Source organism: Mediterraneibacter torques, assembly GCF_044591705.1.
GTDB classification, from domain to species: Bacteria; Bacillota; Clostridia; order Lachnospirales; family Lachnospiraceae; genus Mediterraneibacter; species Mediterraneibacter torques.
Genome location: NZ_CP172594.1, coordinates 1,568,294 through 1,591,136 on the forward strand (window position 1 = coordinate 1,568,294; position 22,843 = coordinate 1,591,136).

Sequence of the window (22,843 nt, forward strand, 5' to 3'; positions counted from 1 at the left end):
CAACAAAATGAATCTTAAACTGTTTTTCTTATTTACTCTGATTTCACGTAGCCAGTATATCATAATCATTTTAGAAAATCACCCCTGTATATTCCGTTTGACATCCGATACCCGATACACTATTATACAGACATATGATATACAAATAACCGCACAAAGGAGTACCTTATGCCCAACATAAAACTAACCCTTCAATACGACGGAACACGCTATTTAGGATGGACACGTCCTGCCGCAGACGGATACGCGAAAACGATTTCATATCGCATTTCTTCTGTTTTACAGAAAATGACCGGTGAAGACATCACTCTTTTTGCCGGCGCTAAAACAGCGCCCGGAGTCCACGCACTCTGTCAGACAGTCAACTTTCACACAGAGTCTCCTTTTTCCGATACATATTTTTTATCAAAGCTTAACGAATATCTTCCGAAAGATATTCACATCTTAAGTTCCGAAATTGTTTCTGATCGTTTCCGATCAGATTTAAACGCAGTCTCCAGAACTTATTTGTACCGCATCTGTACCGCCCCTGTCCAAAACATATTCACAAGAGCCTACACGGCAAATATACCGGAAATCATCTCGGAATCAGAAGTTGCCGCCATAAGAAAGGCGGCTGATTCTCTCGTCGGAGTCCATGATTTTCGTTCCCTTTCAGGAGTAAAAAAGAAAAAAGGAACAGTCAAAGAAATATTTGACATTTCCGTTTCCCACTCCAAAGAAACCGAAAACGACAGCTTTTCGCTTCTTACGATCAAAATCTGTGCAAATGATTTTCTGTACCTGATGCCGGAGCACATCATTGAATTTCTCATAAAAAAGGGAGTGGATAAAGAAGTACGCTGCAATCCGGCAGGACTTCTCCTCCACTCCATTACCTATCCCGATTCATGTTCCGTTCCCTCTGCCGGGTCCAAGCAGGTTTAAAAAAGCATCGCAACTGTATGAACTGCGAATGCCGCAAGCCATGCGATCACACATTGGCCGATGACAACAAAAAACGCCCATTTTCCGCCAAGCTCCCGCTTGATCGATGCAACCGCAGCCACACAGGGAGTATACAACAGGCAAAATACGAGAAGCGCCGCAGCTCCTGCCGCCGTGATCGTTCCAAGAAGCGCTTCCGTAGTGCCGAACAACACCGTCAGCGTCGAGACAACACTTTCTTTTGCCATAAATCCGGTTACAAGCGCCGTCGATATACGCCAGTCCCCAAACCCAAGCGGTGCGAAAACCGGTGAAAGAGCTCCCGCGATCATTGCCAAAATACTGTCCTTTGAATCTGTCACCATATTCAGGCTTGTATCAAAGCTTTGCAAGAACCAGATCACGATCGTCGCCGCGAAAATAACCGTAAAAGCTCTCTGAAGAAAATCTTTCGCTTTTTCCCACAATAACTGTCCGACATTTTTCATTCCCGGAAGACGGTAATTCGGAAGTTCCATAACAAACGGAACAGGCTCCCCTTTAAACATCGTTCCTTTAAACAAAAGGGCCATGATAATTCCCATAACAATACCAAGAACATACAATCCGATCATCACAAGCGCGGCATAGTCCGGAAAAAATACAGCCGAAAAGAATGCATAGATCGGAAGCTTTGCCGTACAGCTCATAAACGGAGTCAGCAAAATCGTCATTTTCCTGTCTCTTTCCGACGGAAGCGTTCTGCTCGCCATCACCCCGGGAACGGTACATCCGAACCCGACCAGCATCGGCACGATACTTCTTCCCGACAATCCAAGCTTACGAAGCAGCTTATCCATAATAAAAGCTACTCTTGCCATATATCCGCTGTCTTCCAGCAAAGATAAGAAGAAAAACAATGTAACGATGATCGGCAGGAAACTAAGGACTCCTCCCACACCGTTAAAAATCCCGTCAATAACGAGGGAATGAACCGCCGTATTGACTCCCGCGGATGTCATCGCCTGATCTGTGATTTCTGTCAAGTATCCGATTCCCGTTTCCAAAAGCGACTGTAATCCCGCTCCGATCACGTTAAATGTCAGCCAGAATACAATTCCCATAATCGCGATAAAGGCCGGGATTCCCGTATATTTTCCCGTCAGTATGCGGTCGATCCGTTTACTCCTGAGACGCTCTTTACTCTCATGCGGTTTTACAACCGCCGTCTCACACACTTCCGTTATGTAAGAGAATCGCATATCGGCAACGGCTGAAGCTCTGTCAAAACCGCTCTCCTCTTCCGTCTGAACAACGATGTGCTCGAGCATTTCTTTTTCATTCCGGCTTAAATCCAATTTCTCGGTAATCTTTTTATCGCCTTCCATGATCTTGCTTGCCGCAAACCGAAGAGGGATTCCGGCTTTTTGTGCGTGATCATCGATCAAATGCATGACTGCATGAAGTCCTCTGTGGATCCCGCTTTCCGTATCCGCACAAAAATCCTGTTTTTGAGGACTTTCCTGATACTTTGCCACATGCACCGCATGTTTCACAAGCTCTTCGATTCCCTCTCCTTTGGCAGCGGAGATCGGTACAACCGGAACACCGAGAAACTCTTCCATTTCATTTACATGAACGCTTCCCCCGTTTTCCCTCAATTCATCCATCATGTTCAATGCAACGACCATAGGCATATCTAACTCCATCAACTGCATCGTTAAATAGAGATTCCTCTCCATATTCGTCGCATCGACGATATTAATGATTCCTTTCGGCTTTTCATTTAACAAAAATTCTCGTGTAACAATCTCCTCACTGCTGTAAGGAGACATAGAATAAATTCCCGGAAGGTCTGTGATTAATGTATTTTTGTACCCTTTGATCACGCCGTCCTTGCGGTCTACGGTAACGCCCGGAAAATTTCCGACATGCTGCGAAGCCCCTGTCAACTGATTAAACAACGTCGTCTTTCCGCAATTTTGGTTTCCTACCAGGGCAAACGTCAACGTCTCATCATCCTTAAGCGGATTTTCTGTTTCTTTCTTATGGTACTTTCCGCCTTCACCGTATCCGGGATGTGCAGAACGTTTCACCTTGTTCCGTCTTTCTTTCTCTTTTTCTTCTGACTTTATTTCTTTTACTTCTATTTTCTCTGCATCATCCAAACGGATCGTCAGCTCATACCCATGTATTTTCAACTCGATCGGATCGCCCATAGGCGCATATTTTACGACTGTCACTTCTGCGCCCCGTATCAATCCCATATCCAGAAAATGTTGTCTGAGTGCTCCGCTTCCTCCGACAGATAAGATAATTCCTTTCTGTCCGATGCCAAGTTCTTTCAATGTCATAATCTTCACTCCTCATCTTTTAGTAAGCGTCAACTAACATTATAACAGAAAAACCTTAAATTGCGAGATTTTTTTCAAATTATATAATTCGGAATAAGTTCTCATTTTATCTACATATTTTTATATTTTTTGTCACTTTTTAATAAACTTCTGGTATAATTAATCTATATATAACCGTATATAACCAACATATAAGTTTATGCAATGATCAAGAGGAACGTTTCATGAAAACATACAAAAAAAACAATACCGATTCGATCGGATCACTGTCTTTGTCCGATTCGATCTTATCAGGCGCAACTATCACATCACAGCCGGCAGGATACACATTTCCGCATCATCTGCACTCTACAATAGAGATTTATCGTATCATATCAGGCGAATGTCTTATGGATGTCCAGTCGGAAACACTTCACTGCACAAAAGGCGATTTTATTATGATACTGCCGAATATCGTTCACTCTTTTTATCTGAACAAAAAATCTGACTGTACGTTTAAACACGTCCACTTTGATCCCAACATGTTTTCAAATATTATTTTAGAAAACGAAGGCGTTTATCCGATCACATTAATGCATGCAGTTTTATTTTCTTCGCATTTTTATTACCGTTTCTCGGCAGACGACGTAATCGACAGTACATTAGACAAGCTGATCAGCCTTTATACCGACTCTGACGGTCTGTTTCCGGCAGCCAATATTAACATTTCTCTGATCAACTTAATGCTGTACATATTGGATCACACAAAACCGGCCCATCATTTTTCAAACCCGCAGCTCCAGAACAGTTATGTTGCTTACACGCTGAATTATATTGCGGAGCATTATACCGAGAAGATCATACAGGAAGATATTGCGTCACAGCTTCATATTTCTGTTCGCTATTTAAGCAAACTGTTCAAGGCGCATATCGGAATCACTCTCTCCAGCTATATTAACGTATACCGAATCAATCATTCGATCAGCCTGATGCAAAATACAAAACTGTCACTGACCGAAATAGCGCTGCAGTCCGGATTTACAAATTCCCAGCACTATTCTAAAGTATTTCGTGACTGTGTAAATACAACGCCGTCACAATATCGCAAGTCTATATAGATCCTCATATGCCCAAAAGGCATGTTTTGAAATACAAAACAGGGAGTGGTTCATTTTTAACCGCTCCCTGCATTCATATTATAAATATGATATCTTTTTAACGATTTTTATTCCTTTTGAACATTACAGCCACAGCCGCCGACGCTGATATAAGAAGTCCGATCATCCATACAAATACGTTTGCATGATCTCCCGTCTGTACCGCACCCGGTTTTTCATTATTTTCCGGTGTCGAATCTTCCTTCTGTTCTTCAGCTTTCAATGTCTTAAACGTCACTTTTTCTGATTTAACAGATTCATTTCCGGCTGCGTCTACCGCCGTCACTTCTACAAAATATGTAGTCTCTGCTTTCAGATTTGTCAATCCGCAAGATGCTTCTGTAAGAAGTTCTTTGTTCAATTTTACACCGTCAACATATACGTTGTATCCTGCCGCTTCTTTTCCGTCCGCCGCGTTCTTCCATGATGCTTTTGCGCTTGTCTCGGTAATTTCCGAAACTTTTACGTCGACCGGAGCTTTCAATTCCGGAGTCGGTTCGGGATCCGGTTTCTCCTGCTCTTTCAAGTCTTTGATTGCTTTTTCAAGCGCTTTGTTCGCATCATTTACTTTTGTCTGATCTGCTTTCGGATCACTGTTTACTTTCTGTGCGGCTGCCAAAGCTTCTTCAAGCGCTTTTAAAGACTCTTCCGTATACTTGTCTGTCTCGTTCAAAAGAGCGGATGCTCTTTCAATATTCGCCTTCAGCGCTTCTTTGTCAACAACAACTTTCTTTACTGTTGTAAATTCAACTTTTTCTGATTTTGCCGACTCTTCTCCGTCTGCGTCTACCGCCGTCACTTCTACAGAGTAAGTCGTTCCGTCTTTCAAGCTGCTTACGTTATATGTTGTCTCTGCAATAAGTTCTTCATTCACTTTTGTTCCGTCAACATATACGTTGTATCCTGCCGCTTCTTTTCCGTCCGCCGCATTCTTCCATGATACTTTTGCGCTTGTCTCGGTAACTTCCGAAACTTTCACGTCAACCGGAGCTTTCAATTCCGGAGTCGGTTCAGGTGCAGGTGTTCCGCCTTCGTTAAGATAAGTAATGATCGGTGTCACATGAACAGACGGCTTTGTAGGATTTCCGTTTGAAATTGCCGCAACACGGATATAATCTCCGCGTTTCACTTCAATCTTATCAAACGCTTTCCAGTCTTTTGCCTGAACTTTACTCTGTTCAAGAATAACACTTTGCTTTTCTTCATCATTTACTAACAGTTTTAATGTTACTGTTCCGCCGCTGTTTCCGTTTTGTCTCAAATACGGCTCGTCATCTTTTACATGGAATGATACTATTCCGTCTTTCGGCACTCTATACGCCATAGCAGTAGAAATTCCTGTGCTCGGTGGAGCGGAAAGAAGACCGTGCGTTGCTTCTGTCGGTTTTGCGGAATGGCTTTGCTCGTCGATTCCCGGACCGTAGTATGTATTTACCATCCAGTTCGGATACTGACTGTCATACTCTTTTATCTCCGTCCACTCTCCTGATGCCGCTTTCTTCTGACCAAACCATACATTTCCCTGCTGCGGTCCTGCATAATCCAACGCCCAGTTATATGTATTTTTCTGCTTGATCGTGTAATCGTTCGTCTTACCGTCTTCCGCCGTGATCCTCATTGTCATGGCATCTGCGATATTTTCCTGATCTTTCAACGTTTTTTCACCGCTTACTACAGATACTTCCGCTGTTTCAGCCGCTTGAACATTTCCTTTCAGCTCGCCTGCCGTTGTCGGATTCTTCTCTGTAAACGGCACATAGATCGTTTTGTCTTTCACTTCATAATATGCAGACTTCAGTTTATTATCCGAACTTGCAACTACCGTATATACAACAGCCTCTTTTCCTTCACAGGAAACGGTTACTGTCATGCCGCCTTTAATGATATCTGCATTTTCCAACGGCTTGCCGTCTTTTGACTTAACAGTGATCGTCACTCCCGTATCTACAATCGAATCTTTGCAAAACTGTTCTACTGTTGTATTTTTCGGTATATCGCTGATCGTCTTTGATTCCTGATCGATTTGATAAACTACGGAACGAAGAACGAGATCTCCGATCACATCGCTTTCCGCAGCTCCGATTTCCGGCGTCGCCGTAACTGCATGTCCGAAGAAATCGTGATCGATTGAATAACCGTTACGGTCAATCACTACTTTTCCTTTATTGATCGCCGGCGAATTTTCCGCCAGTTTAAATCCATCAAAAACGGTTATTTCCGTCGGATCTTCATGCCGTCTTGCCTGTTTGTCTTCTGCAGCTTTTACCGGACCTGACGCTGCGTCTGCAAGAACCGGAGTTCCTTTTTCCACTTTCACAGCAGCCTTATCATCCGGATAAGAACTTACATTATAAAACAGATTGTTGGAATAAACTTTATTATTACGCGGATTCCAGTTTGTAATCTGCGCCGGCTGCTTTCCGTCAAAATAGAAAATATTGTTTTCCATCGTAACCGGGCCGGAATCTCTGTACCAGATCGACCGGATTCCTTCTTTGATCACAAATGTGTTATTGTACACCTGTGTATTTCCTGCGTTTCCTGCCGGATCAAGCGGTCCCATATCTTCATGTACGCTGATGTTATAACGGAACGTATTATTGATCGATTCGCCTCCGCAGAACATAATCGTACTTGCCGTATTTCCGTGGCTGTAATTATATTGATAATTTGTACCGTCTCCATAATCTGCATCCCACGGCTGTCCGTCTCCGTTTCCTTTTGAGGCATTTAACGTCTTAAAACATTCATTATATTGGAACACCGCATTTTTACATTTCCACGGCCAGATACCTGCCGCGACTCTTCCTCCTGTATGCGTCTTTCCGTTTGGATTTCCGTTTGCGTCAAGCTGTGGCTGCGGATCTGTATAATCTGTCGTATTAATCTGAGCCGCCGCATTTTCCGATACATTATACTGGATGACCGGTCTGTCGATATACATTGTCGTGATCGCGTCTCCGCCGACATTATTCAAATAATTGTTCTGGATCACAACGTCTGAGGACGCGTATGTTTTCATCGTCTCATCACTTAAAGCGCCGCCGTTGAATTTTGCCCATTCATATGTATATCCGACCGCAATTCCCCAACGGTTTACCGTATCAAGATAGCAGTTTTGTATCGTCACATCATTATATCTGGCAATTCCCGTCGCGCTCTCGTTCTCCGGCTTTTCAACAATAAAATAAATACCGCCGTTTGTCATATGTTTATTGTAAACATTGCCTGTCACATCATGGATATACAGATCGTTCAATACGATATGGTCAACCGTTCCTTTGTTTTTTGCAACTCCGGCAACGCCTGTCCTGTCCATGCATTCCGCGTCATTGTATTTATAATTTTTATCTTTCTCTGCATCTGTTGCGGAATCCCGGTCATTTGTAATCTCCAGTCCTTCGATTTCGATATATTCTACATCTTTCAGCAAAATAGACGAAGATACTGTTCCGTGCCACTTATGGTTCTGATCGTCAAGTTTGTGCCCGTAATTTAATTCCCATTGTCCATGACCGTTTGTATTGATCTGAGGACGTCCGTCTTTCTCATCCCCATATGTAGAAATTTTAATAGGAGCGTTTTCACTTCCGCTTCCTTTAATATGAAGCGCCTGATCCTCAAACACCGATCCGTTTTTCAAAAGAACTCGGTCTCCCGCTCCGAGCGTAAGATCATTTACTTTGTTCAGTGTCTGAAATGCTTTTCCTTCAGAAAGTCCGTCGTTTGTATCTTTTCCGTTTTCAGAATCGACATAATACGTCTTTCCCTGACTGTTTTCTTCTGCCTGCACCGCCTCTGTCGGCATCATCGATCCGACAGTCGTTCCGACAAGCAAGAGCGCGAGCATTCCGCTCACCCATTTCTTCTTCATACTTTTCTCCTTCCCACCTGATACAATCTCCAAAGCGCCTCTTTATATTCCCGGTCATATGCCGGCGCCGCCTTGACTGTTATCGTTTTAAATGATCCAAAGTAAAACGATCAACTGCTTCCAAATCACCGCTTACTTCTAAATCTTCTGTCATCTGAGCGATCATGGCATCATATTTTTTCTCACGCAGTTCTCTCTCAACCGCAATGCGCGCAGTTTCCAAATCAGCCTTTTCCCCGTCGTCTTGAAAAACCCATTCTCCCTGACTGTAATATTCGGCTACTTCTTCTTCGGTCAGATCCATTCCTTTTCTGTCAGTATCATTACAGTAAATTTCTTTATACATACTGATCTCATACTGCATATAAAGGTCAAACGTGTATTCTTTCAGACCGTAGATGACTTCTCCGTCTTCTACCTTTTTCTGCCTTTTTGCATTTTCCTGCTTCCACCGTTTTTCAATCGCCGCAAAGCTTCCGTCGGATACATCGCCGTATTCTTCCGCCAGATCATACACCGCATGAATATACTTGATCTTTTCCACCGTGTGATCCGCTAAAATCTCATATCCATATTGTCCTTCATAGCTTTGCTCCCAAAAATCTTCACCGTACAAAGCGTCATACCGCTTTTGGATCTCCATCTTCACATCATATTTTACAAGATCCATACAAAGCTGATATTCCTTTGATCCAACTTTTTCTTCTCCGATTTTCAGATCGAAACGATTCTTTCGGTAAACCGCACTCGCCGCCGTAAATATAACCGCCGCCGAAAGCGCTCCGGCCACTGCCGCGCCGATCCAAAAATGTCTGCCGAATTTCCGTCTGTCTGCTGAGAAATGCTGATTTTCATTTTTCATAATGTCTGTCTCCCTGCAAATGAACAGCTTTAAATTATCATAACAATTCCCTGTTATTTCTTCTCGTTCATTTTTGCATATTCATCAAGTCTTTTTATCTAATTCGGAACTACGCCTCTTTTCTGTACCCGTTTTATTATATACGCCCCGACAAGTCCTGATACGATTCCGACGATGATCCCGCCCAAAATATCCGTCGGATAATGAACGTACAGATACATTCTGGAAAACGCAATCAAAACAGCCACAGCACAGCTTATTTTCCAAAGTTTCTTCTCTCCTGCAAAATACAGCGCCGCAACCGCTGTAAACGATGCCGCCGTATGTCCCGAAGGAAAAGAAAAATCTTTCGGCGCCGTGATCAGCAGCGAAATCCCTTCTTTTACATCAAACGGGCGCGTGCGGGCAAATATATTTTTCAAGATCCCGTTGCATAACACAAGATCGACAATAAGCGCAGCCGCAACGATCGCCCCGCTTTTTCTCGTCTTCGGAAATGCCAGCAGAACAGCCGCCAGTATAATCCACAGAGCGCCCGCGTCTCCAAGATGTGTGACCGCTTTCATAATTTCGTTTAAAATCGTCGTCTGCAGCGTCTGCAGCCAATCTAAAAATTGTAATTCAAATACCATTTGTTTCTTCCTCCGTGCCTTTTTCCTTTCACTCTTCTGTCTTTATATAGGTGTTTGCGAAACGCCACAAGCCGCATAAATACGGCATTTTAACTTTTATAAAACAAAACATCTCCTCAACGGATTGTGGTAAAATAGAGTTGCCTAGAAACTATAAACCAACCACCCGAAAGGAGATGTACCTATATGATACCATATAAGCAGCTCACTTTGGCAGAAGTTTTTGAAGATTGCCAAAATAAATTCGATAATGACAAATATCAGTTTCTTTCTCTACTTGACCAAACCATTAATCTTGATGAAATTGTTCCTGTTTCTTTTGTTACTCATTTTCACGCTTCTACAGGAAGACCTCGTAAGCATCCACTTTATCCTATGATTAAGGCTCTCCTTATTCAGCGCATTTTCTCAATCCCGACAGATACTCTTCTGATTATATTTTTAAAATATTCTCAGGAACTACGGGATTTCTGTGGCTTCCGTGTTGTTCCTGATGCCTCAAAATTTACCCGCTTTAAACAGGACTTTCTTATGGACTTACAATCGATGTTCGATCACTTAGTTGATATCACTGAACCGATCTGCCAACGTATTGATTCTAACCTTGCTTCCATGAGTATCTTTGATACTTCTGGAATTGAGGCATGGGTAACAGAAAATAATCCGAAATACGCAAACCGTATCATAAAACAGTTAAAGGCCTTTGCAAAGGCTCACAACTTTGATAAAAACTTTGATCCTTACAAAGCTGCTTACGGCTCAATGCCTGCACACGCTACTGCTAACCCAGCTATCCAACAGATGTACATCAACGGACATTTCTGCTATGCCTATAAGTTTGGTATTGTCACTAATGGTCTTGGTATTGTTCGCGATATTACCTTCTACAATAAAGATTTCCTAAATGCTCATCCTAATATCATTGTTGAAAAGAAATCCGATTCACCAGATGAAGATAAATCACTTGCGGACTCTAAGGCACTGCTCCCTGTTTTGATTGATTTCTTTCAGAAGCATCCTTTGATCAACCCTAAAACTTTTCTAGGCGATGCCGCTTTTGATACCATTGAAATCTACAAAGCCCTTTTGGATGATCTTGGCTTTGAAAAAGCATTTATTCCACTCCGGACAAAACTATCAATGGAAGAAAATGGCTACACCTTCAACGAAAATGGTGTTCCTTGCTGTCCGCATGATTCCACACTTCCTATGAAACGGGAAGGGAGTAAATCTCATCTGAGAAGCAAACTTCCCAGCATGAAGTTTGTATGCCCTAAAATGAAATGGGAATACAACCGTGAAACCAAAACGAAACGCCGTGTCTGCCGCTGTGAGAACCCCTGTACCACATCTTCCTGTGGAAGAATGATTTACATTTACCCCGAAAAGAATCTGCGTGCCTATCCCGGTGTGGAACGTGGTTCCGTAGAATGGGATGAGACCTATAAAATCCGTGTAAACGTTGAAAAATCAATCAACCATTTTAAAGACAGTTTCTGTATTGCCGGTCGTAAAACCCAAAATGAGAAAACACTACATGCAGATTTGTTGCTTGCAGGAATTTCTCAGTTAATAACTGTCATGGTTGCTGATAAAATTCACCAGCATCAATACATACGAAGTTTAAAACCACTCATAGCATAGGACTTACCAACTTCATAAGCCCATGAGGTTTATTTGTTGTGCCAAGAAATGAACGATTTTCACTTCCTATCCCAAGAATCCTGCATGACAGGAGCCTTCGCCTGTTTTCAGTCAGGATTGCGGACTTGTTTCGCAATTACCTATTCTGTCTTTATATATTTCGTCTTGCGATTGCCGCAGTCATCGCTGTCTCGATGCTTTTCCCGGCAATCAGTTCAAAATACTCGCAGTGTTTCTTACAATATGTCACCGCAGCACGCTCGCACACATTATCTATTCCTGTTATTTTTTTGACAAAAGAAGATGCAGATGAGACTTCTTCCACCTCGTTGAGCATTTCCGCCGAATATGTCAAAAACGGAACTTTATACTTTTCCGCCAGCGAAACAACGGCAGGTTCTTCTTTCTTTAGATCAATACTTACAAGCGCTTCAATCTGATTCATATCCAGATGATTCTTTTTCAAAATTTCTAAAAGACCTTTTTCTAAAAGTTCTTCTGAAATTCCTTTCCTGCATCCAAGTCCGACAATAATATTTTTCGGCTTTAAAAGAAGTGTATTTTCATCTATCGCAGGAAACGAATCTGCAAGAATGACCCGATACCGATACTTCATTACTTCTTCTATCGTATTACATATGCAAACTTCATCCGAAAACATCTCTTTTGAATTTTTTACGGCATTTTCTGCATGATCGCCTTGCGCATAAATTCCGATCAATTCGCCGTCAAGCACCGCTGCGGAAATTCTTTTTGCCGCCTCTCTGTCCGTAATATACAATGCATTTTTTTTTGCAAATACATCAGCCGCAAACTTTTTTCTCACATCTGTAGCAGTCGTATGCACACTGACAGCGCCTAGCAGATTTGCTATCTGATCCGCGAGCTCTGCCGCTCCTCCCACATGACCGGACAACAAAGGGATCACATACTGCCCGGCTTCATCCGCCACGACGACAGCCGAATCCGTAAATTTATCTTTCACATAAGGCGCAATATACCGAACTGCGATCCCTGCCGCACCGATAAATAAAAATGCCCACTTTCCCCAGCGTTCCCGAATCAAATCTTCCTTTTTTTTCGGAAGTTGCTTCACCCCGCCTTCTTCTCCCATAACATACTTTGCAGGGGCATATCCTTCACAGATATACCCCTGCATCTTTAATTTCCTATATATGTATCGATTCTGCTTCGTTCCTCTTTCTGTAAAACTGAATATGACTACTTTCGCAATACCGCCCGTCATCACAACCTCCCGATCTTCTGCCTGACTTTTATAAAATAGTACAGATGATTCTTTGCCGAACCTTTCGGCAGCTCTCTGTCAAGTATAGCATAATCGGAACAGACTGTTCAACTTCTCGTTATATAAGGTAACAAGTTCAGCCATACAGATGGCCGCCCGTTTATGAGTAAAACAGTGGCATCAGCCGCCATAAGCATGCAGTGCGGTTTTACGAATGACGCAGACTGAACTGTTACTATATGAGACTTTCCCTGAAAATATCGATAATTTCTGTTCGATCCAGTTTCTTGTACCCGGTATCGAATACGATCGTCACATCCGCAATCCCTTCTATCATCTCTTCTGTCACCCCAAGTTCTGACAGATTCATAACAAGCCCCAGCTCTTTCATCCAGCTTTCCATAGCTGCCAGACCTTCTTCCGCAATTTCCCGATCTTCTTTTTCCGAAGCATCCACGCCCCATACATTTACCGCAAACCGTTTGAATTTTTCAAGACCATACGGCATAATATGACGATAATACGGAAGTGAAACTGCCGCCAATGTCATCCCATGCGTCGCGTTTGTATATCCGCCTACTGCCTGTCCGAGCATATGAACCATCCAGTCTGTCGATTTTCCGCATGCGACAAGCGTGTTAAGCGCCCATGTTGCCGTCCACATAATATTGCTTCTCGCTTCATAATCCTGCGGGTCTTTATTTGCGATCTTACTTGAATGAATCAGAGAACGCATCAAGCCTTCACTGATATAATCGCTCGTATTATCATCTGTATCTGAAAAATATTGTTCGCAAATATGATTAAAAATATCATAAATTCCGGCAGTCATCTGATAATGTGGCAGTGTCATTGTAAAACGTGGATTCAAAATCGAAAATCTGGGCATAATCTTCTCATCTTCAAACACATGCCCGATCTTCTGCTTCGTCTTTTCGTTCGTAATAACCGATCCCGCATTCATCTCCGATCCTGTTCCAACCATAGTCAGAACACAGCCGACCGGAACGATCTCACAATCAGGCTCATCAAACCGCACAAAATATTTCTCCCACGGATCTTCCGTGCAGTTCACTGATACAGACACCGCCTTAGAATAATCACATACCGATCCGCCGCCTACCGCAAGCAGCAGATCTGCATTATGATTTCTGGCAATCTTAATTCCTTCATATAATTTTGCCAAAGTCGGATTCGGCATAACCCCGGCAATCTCAGCGATATTTTTTTCATTCTTTTTTAATATATTTATTACTTTATCATAGATTCCGTTTTCTTTAATAGAACCCGCACCGTAAACAAGTACAACATTTTTCCCGTATTTAGGAAGCTCCTCATTCAAAAAATCAAGGGAATCTTCTCCGAAATAAAGCTTCGTAGGATTGCAGTAAACAAAATTTCCGTTCATATCACATCGTCTCCTTTTCATTTATCTCATTATCTTCTCTTGATATCATACTCCTTTCCCCCTGCTTCATGTCAAGTGTTTCTTCCTGCATCCGGGGACTCTAACATCAGCCAGTTGCCCCGAAATTTCCTCATCAAATTCCAATACCAGGCTCCTGCCAGATCTAACTCTTGAACGAGTTTCCATTTTGCCTGAATACTTCTGACGTCTTCAAACCAGACAACATGATCCATGCCGCTTTTCTTATATGTAAACCACGGACTTTGGGCAGTCTGCGCATACCGGATCAACGCGCCGTTTTCAACAGCAAGATCCACTGCCTGCACATTTCCGATCGTCTGAGCCCTTGTAACTCCTCTCTCATAAGGAAGCTGCCAGTCATATCCATAGTTTGGTATCCCCAAAATCAATTTTTCCGCCGGGATCTGGCTAAGAGCATACTCGACAACTTGACGTACTTTATCAAGCGGTGCGACAGCCATCGGAGGTCCGTACGTATACCCCCACTCGTAAGTCATTAAAAAAACGTAATCCGCGTTCTCCCCGATCAGTCTGTAATCCGCCCCTTCTACAAGAAGCCCTCTCTGTTCGTTTGACACCTTCGGCGGAACTGCCACAGATACCGTATATCCTTCCGGTCTTAAAAGTTCTCTCATTTTCCCGATAAACGCAGCATACTGAACTTTATTTTCAGGCAAAACATATTCAAAATCAATATTGACTCCCGCAAAGCCCCGCCTTCTTACTTCAGCAGTCAACTGTTCCAAAAGCCTTTCCTGTACCTCGACATTTTCCGTAAGCACTTTTACAAGCTGATTATTAAAAGCTCCTTCCGAAAACGGCGTAAGAACCATGATCGGTTTTGCTCCGTGACGCCATGCGGTCTCTATCATCCAAAGATCGTCTTGCAAAGGCGGAACCAGATTCCCTTCAAATGTAAAACCATAAGAAAATACAAGAAGTTCTTTTAACGCAGGAAACGACTGTTCTAAAATTTCTTTATCTATAAAAGGATAAGCATATCCGCCGATCGTTTTCCCTTTTGCCAATTCAGGCTGTGTACTTTCCTCTGCCTGCCCCTCATCAACTTCCAACAAAAGAAGCGCCTGCCCGGGCACGATCTGATTTTTGTCTTTTAGCTGATTATCATAAACGATCTTCCAAACGGGCACGCCAAATTTTACCGCAATGCCGGACAACGTATCTCCTTTTTCCACAACATAGATCAATAATAAATCACCCCCGTAACAAAAGACTATGCTTTTGCCCGAGGGATTATACTTCTTTCTCTTTCTTCTTTTTCAAATTGCCTGCCCGTTTCTGCAAAAATTTTTCCAGAAGCGCATTGATCTCTCCGCCCAGCAATATAATGTACATACATCCATACAGCCAAAGCATGATCAAAATAATCGTCGTCAAACTTCCGTACATACTTGTAAAGCCTTTAAACACATCAAGGTATACCGAAAAAAAGAACGACAAAAGCAGCCATCCGCATGCCGTAAACACCGCTCCCGGAAGCTGTTTGCGAAGAGTTGTCTTTGCCATATTTCTCCTGTTCGGAAGAAAACGGTACACAAGATCCCAAAAAACAGTCAACACGACAAATGTAACAAACGTCCTGATCCGAATAATAAATTCGACAACTTTGCTTAAAAACGGAATGTGCTCATATATCATCACGCTGATCCTGTTTCCGAATACAGATAATACAAGGGAGCTTACGATAGCCAATAGGAATATAACTGTATAAAACGATGCTCTTATCCTCAGATAAAAATAATTACGCGTCTCCATATTCTCACAGATGCTGTTTAATCCCGATGTGACAGACAGAACGCCTTTCCCCGCTGACCAAAGCGCTACAACAATCGTAACCGGAACGATCGTTCCTGACTGAAAATATACTTGAGATACGATCGAACGTATCATGGGCGCAACACTTTCCGGAAATACTTTCAAAACCGCTGTCATAACTTCGCTCATCGTTATCGGCGTAAAGCGAACCATCGTCAAGAGAAGCAAAAATATGGGGATCAAAGACAGCACAAAAAAATAAGCCGCCTGTGCTGCATAAGCGCCTGTGTGATGAGAATTTATCGTTATAATAACTTTAAATATCTGACTTTTTATCTTTTCCCACTTTTTTTTCATATTCACATCATAATTCCATTTAATTTCATTTGAATCACCGGAATCACCAAAGGCTCGTACCGGGATTGTAAACGGCTGCCAAGCTCCGGGGCAAACCCAAACTTCGACTTATCGCCATTGCAAAAAGCGGTCGTACAGGACGGCCGCCTTTATCTTTTGTAACTCCCCAAAATGCCGTTCCCTGTATTTTGAGTCCTAGCCACGGCTAGGTGGGCAACCGCATCTGCTTTTCTGTCGTCCACTGCTGTCGGAGGCCTGACATATTACAGAAATATAGGAATCCCGTTTAAACTAATGTAGGTTCAAAATAACAAGGTTATCGCACATCTCAGGTTATTTCTCTTTTAACTTACTGCTATTATACTCTACTTATACTATTTTTACAACCGCATATTTTTTCCATTCAAAAAATTCAGTGTAGGATTACAATACATGTGTTACAACTGAATAATTAAAAAGCGGAAATACCTTTTCTGTGTTATGCTTTAAGCTACCAAACCTAAACATTTAAGAAAGGAAGTATTCCCGCATGGCAAGTATAACACAAGATATGAGGTATCGTCTATCCTTGATCCGTTTCGCCGAAAAATATGGTGTCTCAAAAGCAGCAATTAAATATAAGACAAACCGCCAGTATATTTATCGTTGGAAGCGCCGCTATGACGGCACAATAGAGTCTCTCCGCGATCGTTCACGCCGTCCCCATCACCATCCCAATCAGCATACACCTGAAGAAATCAAGCTGATCCAAGATATGCGTAGGCGCAATCCCCATTCTGGTCTGGTTGTCTTTTGGGTCAAACTTATGCAGCGCGGTTATAAACGTTCCATCCCAGGATTGTATCGTTTTCTGAAGAAACAGGGAATCTTGGCTCAAAAACTTCCGAATCCCAAATATATTCCGAAGCCTTATGAGCAGATGAAATATCCCGGACAGCGTATCCAGGTCGATGTGAAATTCGTTCCTGCATGTTGTCTTGTCAATAATGCGAAAGGAAAGAAATTCTATCAGTATACCGCCATTGATGAGTACTCCCGCTGGCGGTATGTGGAAGCTTTTGAAGAACACAGCACCTATTCATCCGCACAGTTCCTCAAGCATCTGATCCAACGCTTTCCTATGCCAATCGAATGCGTTCAGACAGACAACGGCGTGGAGTTTACAAAGCGCTTTTCCACTTCCGGCAAAGAAACATTGACTTTATTCCAACGGACTTTAAAAGAACTTGGCATCCAACATAAACTGATCCGACCCTTTACACCACGTCATAACGGAAAAGTGGAACGCAGCCACCGCAAGGATAATGAACGTTTTTATACCTCGCATACTTTCTATTCCTTTGAGGATTTTTCCAAGCAGCTTCAAACCTATAACCGTAGGGATTATAACCAGTTTCCCATGAGACCTCTGGGGTGGAAATCACCACAAACTGTTCTGAGGGAATTTATTGATCGGGGTGTAACATATGTTTGACAAACCTACAATATTTTTTCCATTCAAAAAATTCAGGCCATAACAGTTCAGCCCGCGCCATTCCTAAAACCGCGCTGCGTGCTTATCGCAGCTAACGTCAGCGGTTTACTCATGAACAGGCGCTTATATCATCCCGACCGCCTCGTTTACGCTTTTTACCCCGATGAGTCGAATTCCTTTGATATCTTTTACCATTTTCATGCACACCTGCGGAAGAATACACGTCTCGAATCCCAGCTTTTTCGCCTCTGCGACTCTTTGTTCGGGCATATTGACCGCGCGGACTTCTCCGCTTAGTCCGACTTCCCCGAACACGATCGTCTTTTCATCAACCGGGCGGTTTCTGTAACTTGAAACAAGCGCCATAACAATACCAAGATCGATCGCCGGCTCGTTCATTCTGATTCCTCCGGCGATATTGACATACGCATCCGAATTAGACAGCGCCATTCCGAGACGTTTTTCCAACACTGCCATAAGAAGATTCACTCTGTTATAATCCGTTCCGGCAGCCGTACGCCTCGGCATCCCGAAATTACTCCTGCATACAAGCGCCTGTATCTCGATCAAAATAGGCCGAGTTCCTTCCATAGAACATGCAACGACCGATCCCGCAGACTGTTCCGGTCTGCCACTCAACATATATTCCGAAGGATTTTCCACTTCCTCAAGTCCGCTCTGCCGCATCTCAAACACGCCGATCTCATTCGTCGATCCGAAACGATTCTTCACAGCGCGTAAAATTCTGTAAGAAGCGTGTCTGTCTCCTTCAAAATAAAGCACTGTATCAACCATATGTTCCAAGACACGCGGACCTGCTACCGTTCCTTCTTTCGTCACATGTCCGACAATGAAAATCGGAATACATAATCCTTTTGCAAGCTGCATAAATACATTCGTCGATTCTCTTACTTGCGACACACTTCCGGGAGCGGATGAAACTTCTTCGCTGTACATCGTCTGAATAGAGTCAATGACAACAAGTTCGGGACGCTCTTTTTCAAGAATTCCTCTTATGATCTCCAGATTCGTCTCACATAAAAGAAACAATCCGTCCGCAAAGTTTCCCATACGGTTTGCCCTTAGTTTGATCTGCGTCTGCGATTCTTCTCCCGAAATGTATAAAACTTTCTTTTTATCGGCCAGAATCCTGCACACTTGAAGCAGCAAAGTAGACTTTCCGATACCGGGATCGCCGCCGACAAGCACAAGCGATCCCGGAACGATCCCTCCTCCGAGCACGCGGTCTAATTCTTTGATGCCTGTAGCGCACCGCACGTCATCTTCAGCCGTTACATCGTTAAGCGGGATCACTTTCGCTTCTCTGACAAGCTCGCGAACAGCTTTTGCTCCCTGTGTACTGCCTTTCGTCACACCGCTGCCGATCTTTTCCTCTACAAATGTATTCCACTCCCCGCATCCCGGACACTGACCGAGCCATTTTGCCTCTTCATGCCCGCAATTCTGACAGAAAAACACACTTTTCTTTCCTTTTGCCATTCATTCTCCTTCTCAAAATCAAACACTCATTAAACAATCAGATCTGACACATCCATCTTAAAAGACAGATTCTAAACGCCTCTCAGCATAAGATCTGCCTACAGACAAACGGGGTGGATATAGCATCCACCCCGAAATCAATTTAAGTATTTGTAAACTTTTCAGTTAATATATTAACATTTTACAACTCTCATTGTCGCTTCCTGTCCTTCTGAAAGTTCCACGCTGACACTGAGTTTTCCACTTAAATTCGTACGCATCTTTCCTGCGGACTCGCCGTCAATAAATACTTCATACTCACATTCCGGCTCTAATTCCAAAGTAAACTGAACGTCTCCCTTTGCGGAAACAGAAAACGCAACTTCTGAATCCGTCTCTTTAAAACCTTCCACTGCGCTTCCCGGAACAGATTCATAAACGAACATTCCGTTCCTCTCAAGTTTTGTAATTTCCGAAAAGGTTTTTACTTTATAAATATCACCTTCAAATTCATAATTATCTTTCTTCGTTTTTTCCGAAAGAGTGTAGTCTCCGAAACTGAGACTTCCGTCATTCTCCGCGCGCAATAATTCCTTCACTGCTGCCATCTTCATTTTCCTCCTAAGTATTTCACAATGTGATCACAGGATATGTTTTGTGTAAATCATTGTCTTTCGCATTCCTTTGACCTTTGTACCATTATAATATAAAATATTTGATTTTTCTACTCCTATAAACGATCTTCTTTCCGAATGAAGCGAATCTCTTTTTTCACAGTTCCCGCCTCAATGCAGTCTCCCCGCTTCACTTCTCCGTTCAGGATCGCTTCCGCAAGTTTGTCTTCCAATTCTGTCTGCAGAGCGCGGCGAAGAGGTCTTGCGCCATATTTTGCATCCGTTCCTTTTTCCGCAATAAGCGCTTTTGCCGACTCCCGTAAAGTCAGGCGGATATCCATCTGATCTTCGATCCTTTTTGTAAAATCCCGGCACATAAGCGTAACAATCTTTTTCATATGCGTTTTCTCGAGAGCATGGAATACGATGATCTCATCAATACGGTTTAAAAACTCCGGTCTAAAGATCTGTTTTACTTCATCCATCACGTTTTGTTTCATACGCTTATAATCGCCTGCAGGATCATCTTTTGCCGCAAATCCAAGCTTCTTAGGTTCTATGATCGCTTTTGCTCCCGCGTTTGATGTCATAATGATAACGGTATTGGAAAAATCTATCTTCCGCCCTTTGGAGTCCGTAATATGTCCGTCGTCCAATACTTGCAAAAGAATATTAAACACATCGGGATGCGCCTTTTCGATCTCATCAAACAAAAGTACCGAATAAGGATGTGTACGCACCTGATCGCTGAGCTGACCGCCTTCTTCATGTCCGACATATCCCGGCGGAGATCCGATCATTTTAGAGACGGAATGTTTCTCCATATATTCGGACATATCAACACGGATCATCGATTCTTCATTGCCGAACATCGCTTCGGCAAGCGCTTTCGACAACTCTGTTTTTCCGACGCCTGTAGGTCCTAAAAACAGAAACGAACCGATCGGGCGTTTCGGGTCTTTCAATCCTACACGCCCCCTCTTTACCGCACGGGCAACTGCTTTCACAGCTTCCTCCTGACCGATGACCCTCTGGTGGAGGACACTTTCCAGTTTCTTAAGACGATCCGTATCGCTTTCCGCAAGTTTTTGAACCGGGATCTTTGTCCATGCGGAAACAACTTCCGCTATATCTTCTTCTGTCACTTCCGGCTGAGAAGAAGATGTTTTTTTCTGAAAACGTTTTTTTAGCTGCTCCGATTTTTTCTCTGCCTCCTCCTGCTCTTTCTGTAAAAGCGAAGCCTCTTCAAAACAACCGTTTTTAATACTCTCTTCTTTTTGCTTTTCCAGTTCTTTCAGGCGAAGATCCAAAGCCGTCAGGTTTTCCGGTACTTTATATCCTTTCAGACTGACTTTTGAACATGACTCGTCAAGCACATCTATTGCTTTATCGGGAAGGTTACGATCCGTAATGTACCGCTCGGACATCGAAACTGCCGCTTCCAGCGCCTCGTCTCTAATCAGCACCTTATGATGCGATTCGTATCTTCCTTTCAACCCTTTCAATATCTCAAGACACTGTTCTTTCGAAGGTTCTTCTACCGATACCGGCTGAAAACGCCGCTCCAGAGCCGCATCTTTCTCGATATATTTCCGGTATTCCGTGATCGTCGTCGCTCCGATCAACTGAAGTTCCCCTCTTGCAAGAGACGGTTTTAAGATGCCGGATGCATCGATCGCCCCTTCTGCTCCTCCCGCTCCGATCATTGTGTGGATCTCGTCAAGAAACAAAATAATATTTCCGTTGGACTCTACTTCCGAGATCAGACCTTTCATACGTTCTTCAAATTCACCCCGGTATTTAGACCCTGCGATCATTCCCGGAAGATCAAGCGTATAAATCCGCTTATCTTTCATTTTTTCCGGAACAACGCCTGCCGCGATACGCTGCGCCAGACCTTCCACAACCGCCGTTTTTCCTACTCCCGGCTCTCCGATCAGACAGGGATTGTTTTTCGTCCTGCGGCTTAACACCTGCATAAGGCGATACATCTCCTCTTCCCTGCCTACAACGGGATCTTGTTTTCCCTCCTCTGCCCGAGCCGTCATATCTGTACAATACTGCTCGATCACAGAGCCGCTTCCTCTCGACTCGTCCTGAAGTTCATCCTGATAATCTTTCGGATCGACTCCCGATGCATTTAAAATATCTTTTAAAAGTTTTTGAAGGCTGATATTCAGCGTGATCAAAATTCTTGCGGCGACGCAGTCCACATCCCGTATCATCGACAAAAGCAAGTGCTCCGTTCCGACCTCGGCTGTACGGAGACGATGCGCTTCCTTCTCACTGTTCGCGAGGATATAGCGAAGCCTTGGACTTTCTTTCGGTTTCTGCGATGCGGGCATCTCCTCCCGGGGAGCGATCAGTTCATCCATAAGCTGCATGATCTTTTCTGTCTCAACGCCGTTTTGCGCAAGCACCTGTCCCGCAACCCCCGAAAACTCCTCCCGCAGTCCGAGAAGCAGATGTTCCGTACCTATGTAAGGATGCTTCATCTCCTTTGCTTTCTTCGCAGCATATCTGACTGCATTTGCCGCCTGTTTTGTATATGAAATATGCATAAGTTCCTCCTGTCGGTTATTTTGCTTTCAAATCTGCTAAAACAAATTATTCATAATCATCGAATATCTCATCTACCAGTTCATGCACTTCCTGCCTCGAAATATTTTTACAACAGCCTCTTGCAAGAACGATCTGAAGCTGTCTTTTCATCACCTGCAGTTCCTCTAACTTATCAATATCAAGAGAAATTACAGCTCCTCTTCGCTTGTCAAGACTGATATAGCCTTCCCGCTTCAGTACACTATATGCTTTGTTTACCGTGTGCATGTTGACGCCGATCGTATCCGCAAGACGCCGCACCGACGGAAGTGAATCTCCTTCATGAATGACCGATGTAGCGATCCCCATGATGATCTGATTACAAAGCTGAATATAAATCGCTTCATCACTGTTAAAATCAACTTCTATGATCATATCTTTCTCCTTTCGGAATTTGTTATATGTATAATAGCACAATCTTATAATTTTTCAAACTTTTAATTAAACTTTTTCTGATGG

Annotated in this window: 15 protein-coding genes, 1 other RNA gene and 1 pseudogene; 4 read left to right on the forward strand and 13 right to left on the reverse strand. The window is 43.2% G+C overall.

The window, feature by feature from the left end:
* Nucleotides 1–168: 168 nt before the first annotated feature.
* The gene (locus tag ACH9UM_RS07355; RefSeq protein ID WP_009243159.1) at nt 169–927 is read left to right on the forward strand and encodes a DUF2344 domain-containing protein; all 759 of its coding nucleotides are present in this window, start codon (nt 169–171) and stop codon (nt 925–927) included.
* Here the strand turns inward: ACH9UM_RS07355 and feoB are convergent.
* Complete coding sequence (gene feoB / locus ACH9UM_RS07360) at nt 924–3,260, reverse strand: ferrous iron transport protein B (RefSeq protein WP_004845368.1); 2,337 nt, start codon at nt 3,258–3,260, stop codon at nt 924–926. The genes ACH9UM_RS07355 and feoB overlap by 4 nt on opposite strands.
* 224 nt (nt 3,261–3,484) lie before the next feature.
* Here feoB and ACH9UM_RS07365 point away from each other — a divergent pair, with 224 nt between their 5' ends.
* The gene (locus ACH9UM_RS07365; protein ID WP_009319901.1) at nt 3,485–4,357 is read left to right on the forward strand and encodes an AraC family transcriptional regulator; all 873 of its coding nucleotides are present in this window, start codon (nt 3,485–3,487) and stop codon (nt 4,355–4,357) included.
* A gap of 97 nt (nt 4,358–4,454) precedes the next feature.
* On the opposite strand, the gene ACH9UM_RS07370 is transcribed toward ACH9UM_RS07365, so the two are convergent.
* The 3 genes from ACH9UM_RS07370 to ACH9UM_RS07380 all read right to left on the reverse strand — a co-directional run bounded on the left by ACH9UM_RS07370 (nt 4,455) and on the right by ACH9UM_RS07380 (nt 9,764).
* Nucleotides 4,455–8,270, reverse strand: a complete 3,816-nt coding sequence (locus tag ACH9UM_RS07370; RefSeq protein ID WP_400091037.1) for a fibronectin type III domain-containing protein — start codon at nt 8,268–8,270, stop codon at nt 4,455–4,457.
* A 79-nt stretch (nt 8,271–8,349) separates the two neighbouring features.
* Nucleotides 8,350–9,132 (reverse strand): hypothetical protein, encoded by a 783-nt coding sequence (locus ACH9UM_RS07375; RefSeq protein WP_004845363.1) that lies wholly within the window; start codon nt 9,130–9,132, stop codon nt 8,350–8,352.
* 98 nt (nt 9,133–9,230) lie between these two features.
* Complete coding sequence (locus ACH9UM_RS07380) at nt 9,231–9,764, reverse strand: phosphatase PAP2 family protein (RefSeq protein ID WP_009243163.1); 534 nt, start codon at nt 9,762–9,764, stop codon at nt 9,231–9,233.
* 186 nt (nt 9,765–9,950) lie between these two features.
* Between ACH9UM_RS07380 and ACH9UM_RS07385 the strand changes: the two are divergent.
* Nucleotides 9,951–11,337, forward strand: a pseudogene (locus tag ACH9UM_RS07385) (transposase).
* A 222-nt stretch (nt 11,338–11,559) separates the two neighbouring features.
* Here the strand turns inward: ACH9UM_RS07385 and ACH9UM_RS07390 are convergent.
* The 5 genes from ACH9UM_RS07390 to ssrS form a co-directional block, all read right to left on the reverse strand.
* On the reverse strand, nt 11,560–12,654 hold the full coding sequence (locus ACH9UM_RS07390) for a cobalt-precorrin 5A hydrolase (protein WP_004845361.1): 1,095 nt from the start codon (nt 12,652–12,654) through the stop codon (nt 11,560–11,562).
* Between the two features lie 235 nt (nt 12,655–12,889).
* The gene (locus ACH9UM_RS07395) at nt 12,890–14,062 is read right to left on the reverse strand and encodes an iron-containing alcohol dehydrogenase (RefSeq protein WP_004845360.1); all 1,173 of its coding nucleotides are present in this window, start codon (nt 14,060–14,062) and stop codon (nt 12,890–12,892) included.
* Nucleotides 14,063–14,133: 71 nt separating this feature from the next.
* Nucleotides 14,134–15,291 (reverse strand): glycosyl hydrolase family 18 protein, encoded by a 1,158-nt coding sequence (locus ACH9UM_RS07400; protein ID WP_009243166.1) that lies wholly within the window; start codon nt 15,289–15,291, stop codon nt 14,134–14,136.
* Nucleotides 15,292–15,337: 46 nt separating this feature from the next.
* Nucleotides 15,338–16,216 (reverse strand): YihY/virulence factor BrkB family protein, encoded by an 879-nt coding sequence (locus ACH9UM_RS07405; RefSeq protein ID WP_009319905.1) that lies wholly within the window; start codon nt 16,214–16,216, stop codon nt 15,338–15,340.
* A 159-nt stretch (nt 16,217–16,375) separates the two neighbouring features.
* A non-coding RNA gene (ssrS, locus tag ACH9UM_RS07410) (6S RNA) lies at nt 16,376–16,554 on the reverse strand.
* Between the two features lie 191 nt (nt 16,555–16,745).
* Here ssrS and ACH9UM_RS07415 point away from each other — a divergent pair.
* Nucleotides 16,746–17,690 (forward strand): DDE-type integrase/transposase/recombinase, encoded by a 945-nt coding sequence (locus ACH9UM_RS07415; RefSeq protein WP_009243765.1) that lies wholly within the window; start codon nt 16,746–16,748, stop codon nt 17,688–17,690.
* A gap of 123 nt (nt 17,691–17,813) precedes the next feature.
* Here ACH9UM_RS07415 and radA read toward each other — a convergent pair whose 3' ends face one another.
* From radA to ACH9UM_RS07435, 4 genes are all read right to left on the reverse strand, one after another.
* The gene (gene radA / locus ACH9UM_RS07420) at nt 17,814–19,190 is read right to left on the reverse strand and encodes a DNA repair protein RadA (protein WP_004845356.1); all 1,377 of its coding nucleotides are present in this window, start codon (nt 19,188–19,190) and stop codon (nt 17,814–17,816) included.
* A gap of 173 nt (nt 19,191–19,363) precedes the next feature.
* Nucleotides 19,364–19,777: a hypothetical protein gene (locus ACH9UM_RS07425; protein ID WP_009243168.1), complete on the reverse strand. Its 414-nt coding sequence runs from the start codon at nt 19,775–19,777 to the stop codon at nt 19,364–19,366.
* 122 nt (nt 19,778–19,899) lie between these two features.
* Nucleotides 19,900–22,344, reverse strand: a complete 2,445-nt coding sequence (locus tag ACH9UM_RS07430; protein WP_004845354.1) for an ATP-dependent Clp protease ATP-binding subunit — start codon at nt 22,342–22,344, stop codon at nt 19,900–19,902.
* 46 nt (nt 22,345–22,390) lie between these two features.
* Nucleotides 22,391–22,759 carry a GntR family transcriptional regulator gene (locus tag ACH9UM_RS07435; protein WP_004845353.1) on the reverse strand — a complete coding sequence of 123 codons (369 nt, stop codon included), beginning with the start codon at nt 22,757–22,759 and terminating at the stop codon, nt 22,391–22,393.
* Nucleotides 22,760–22,843 lie beyond the last annotated feature (84 nt).

Excerpts from the sequence above, each read along its gene's own strand:
- ACH9UM_RS07430 (WP_004845354.1), bottom strand. The coding sequence starts at position 22,344 with ATGCATATTTCATATACAAAACAGGCGGCAAATGCAGTCAGATATGCT.
- ACH9UM_RS07415 (WP_009243765.1), top strand. The coding sequence starts at position 16,746 with ATGGCAAGTATAACACAAGATATGAGGTATCGTCTATCCTTGATCCGT.
- ACH9UM_RS07435 (WP_004845353.1), bottom strand. The coding sequence starts at position 22,759 with ATGATCATAGAAGTTGATTTTAACAGTGATGAAGCGATTTATATTCAG.
- ACH9UM_RS07380 (WP_009243163.1), bottom strand. The coding sequence starts at position 9,764 with ATGGTATTTGAATTACAATTTTTAGATTGGCTGCAGACGCTGCAGACG.
- ACH9UM_RS07390 (WP_004845361.1), bottom strand. The coding sequence starts at position 12,654 with ATGACGGGCGGTATTGCGAAAGTAGTCATATTCAGTTTTACAGAAAGA.
- ACH9UM_RS07405 (WP_009319905.1), bottom strand. The coding sequence starts at position 16,216 with ATGAAAAAAAAGTGGGAAAAGATAAAAAGTCAGATATTTAAAGTTATT.
- ACH9UM_RS07395 (WP_004845360.1), bottom strand. The coding sequence starts at position 14,062 with ATGAACGGAAATTTTGTTTACTGCAATCCTACGAAGCTTTATTTCGGA.
- ACH9UM_RS07365 (WP_009319901.1), top strand. The coding sequence starts at position 3,485 with ATGAAAACATACAAAAAAAACAATACCGATTCGATCGGATCACTGTCT.
- ACH9UM_RS07370 (WP_400091037.1), bottom strand. The coding sequence starts at position 8,270 with ATGAAGAAGAAATGGGTGAGCGGAATGCTCGCGCTCTTGCTTGTCGGA.
- ACH9UM_RS07425 (WP_009243168.1), bottom strand. The coding sequence starts at position 19,777 with ATGGCAGCAGTGAAGGAATTATTGCGCGCGGAGAATGACGGAAGTCTC.
- ACH9UM_RS07355 (WP_009243159.1), top strand. The coding sequence starts at position 169 with ATGCCCAACATAAAACTAACCCTTCAATACGACGGAACACGCTATTTA.
- radA (WP_004845356.1), bottom strand. The coding sequence starts at position 19,190 with ATGGCAAAAGGAAAGAAAAGTGTGTTTTTCTGTCAGAATTGCGGGCAT.
- ACH9UM_RS07375 (WP_004845363.1), bottom strand. The coding sequence starts at position 9,132 with ATGAAAAATGAAAATCAGCATTTCTCAGCAGACAGACGGAAATTCGGC.
- feoB (WP_004845368.1), bottom strand. The coding sequence starts at position 3,260 with ATGACATTGAAAGAACTTGGCATCGGACAGAAAGGAATTATCTTATCT.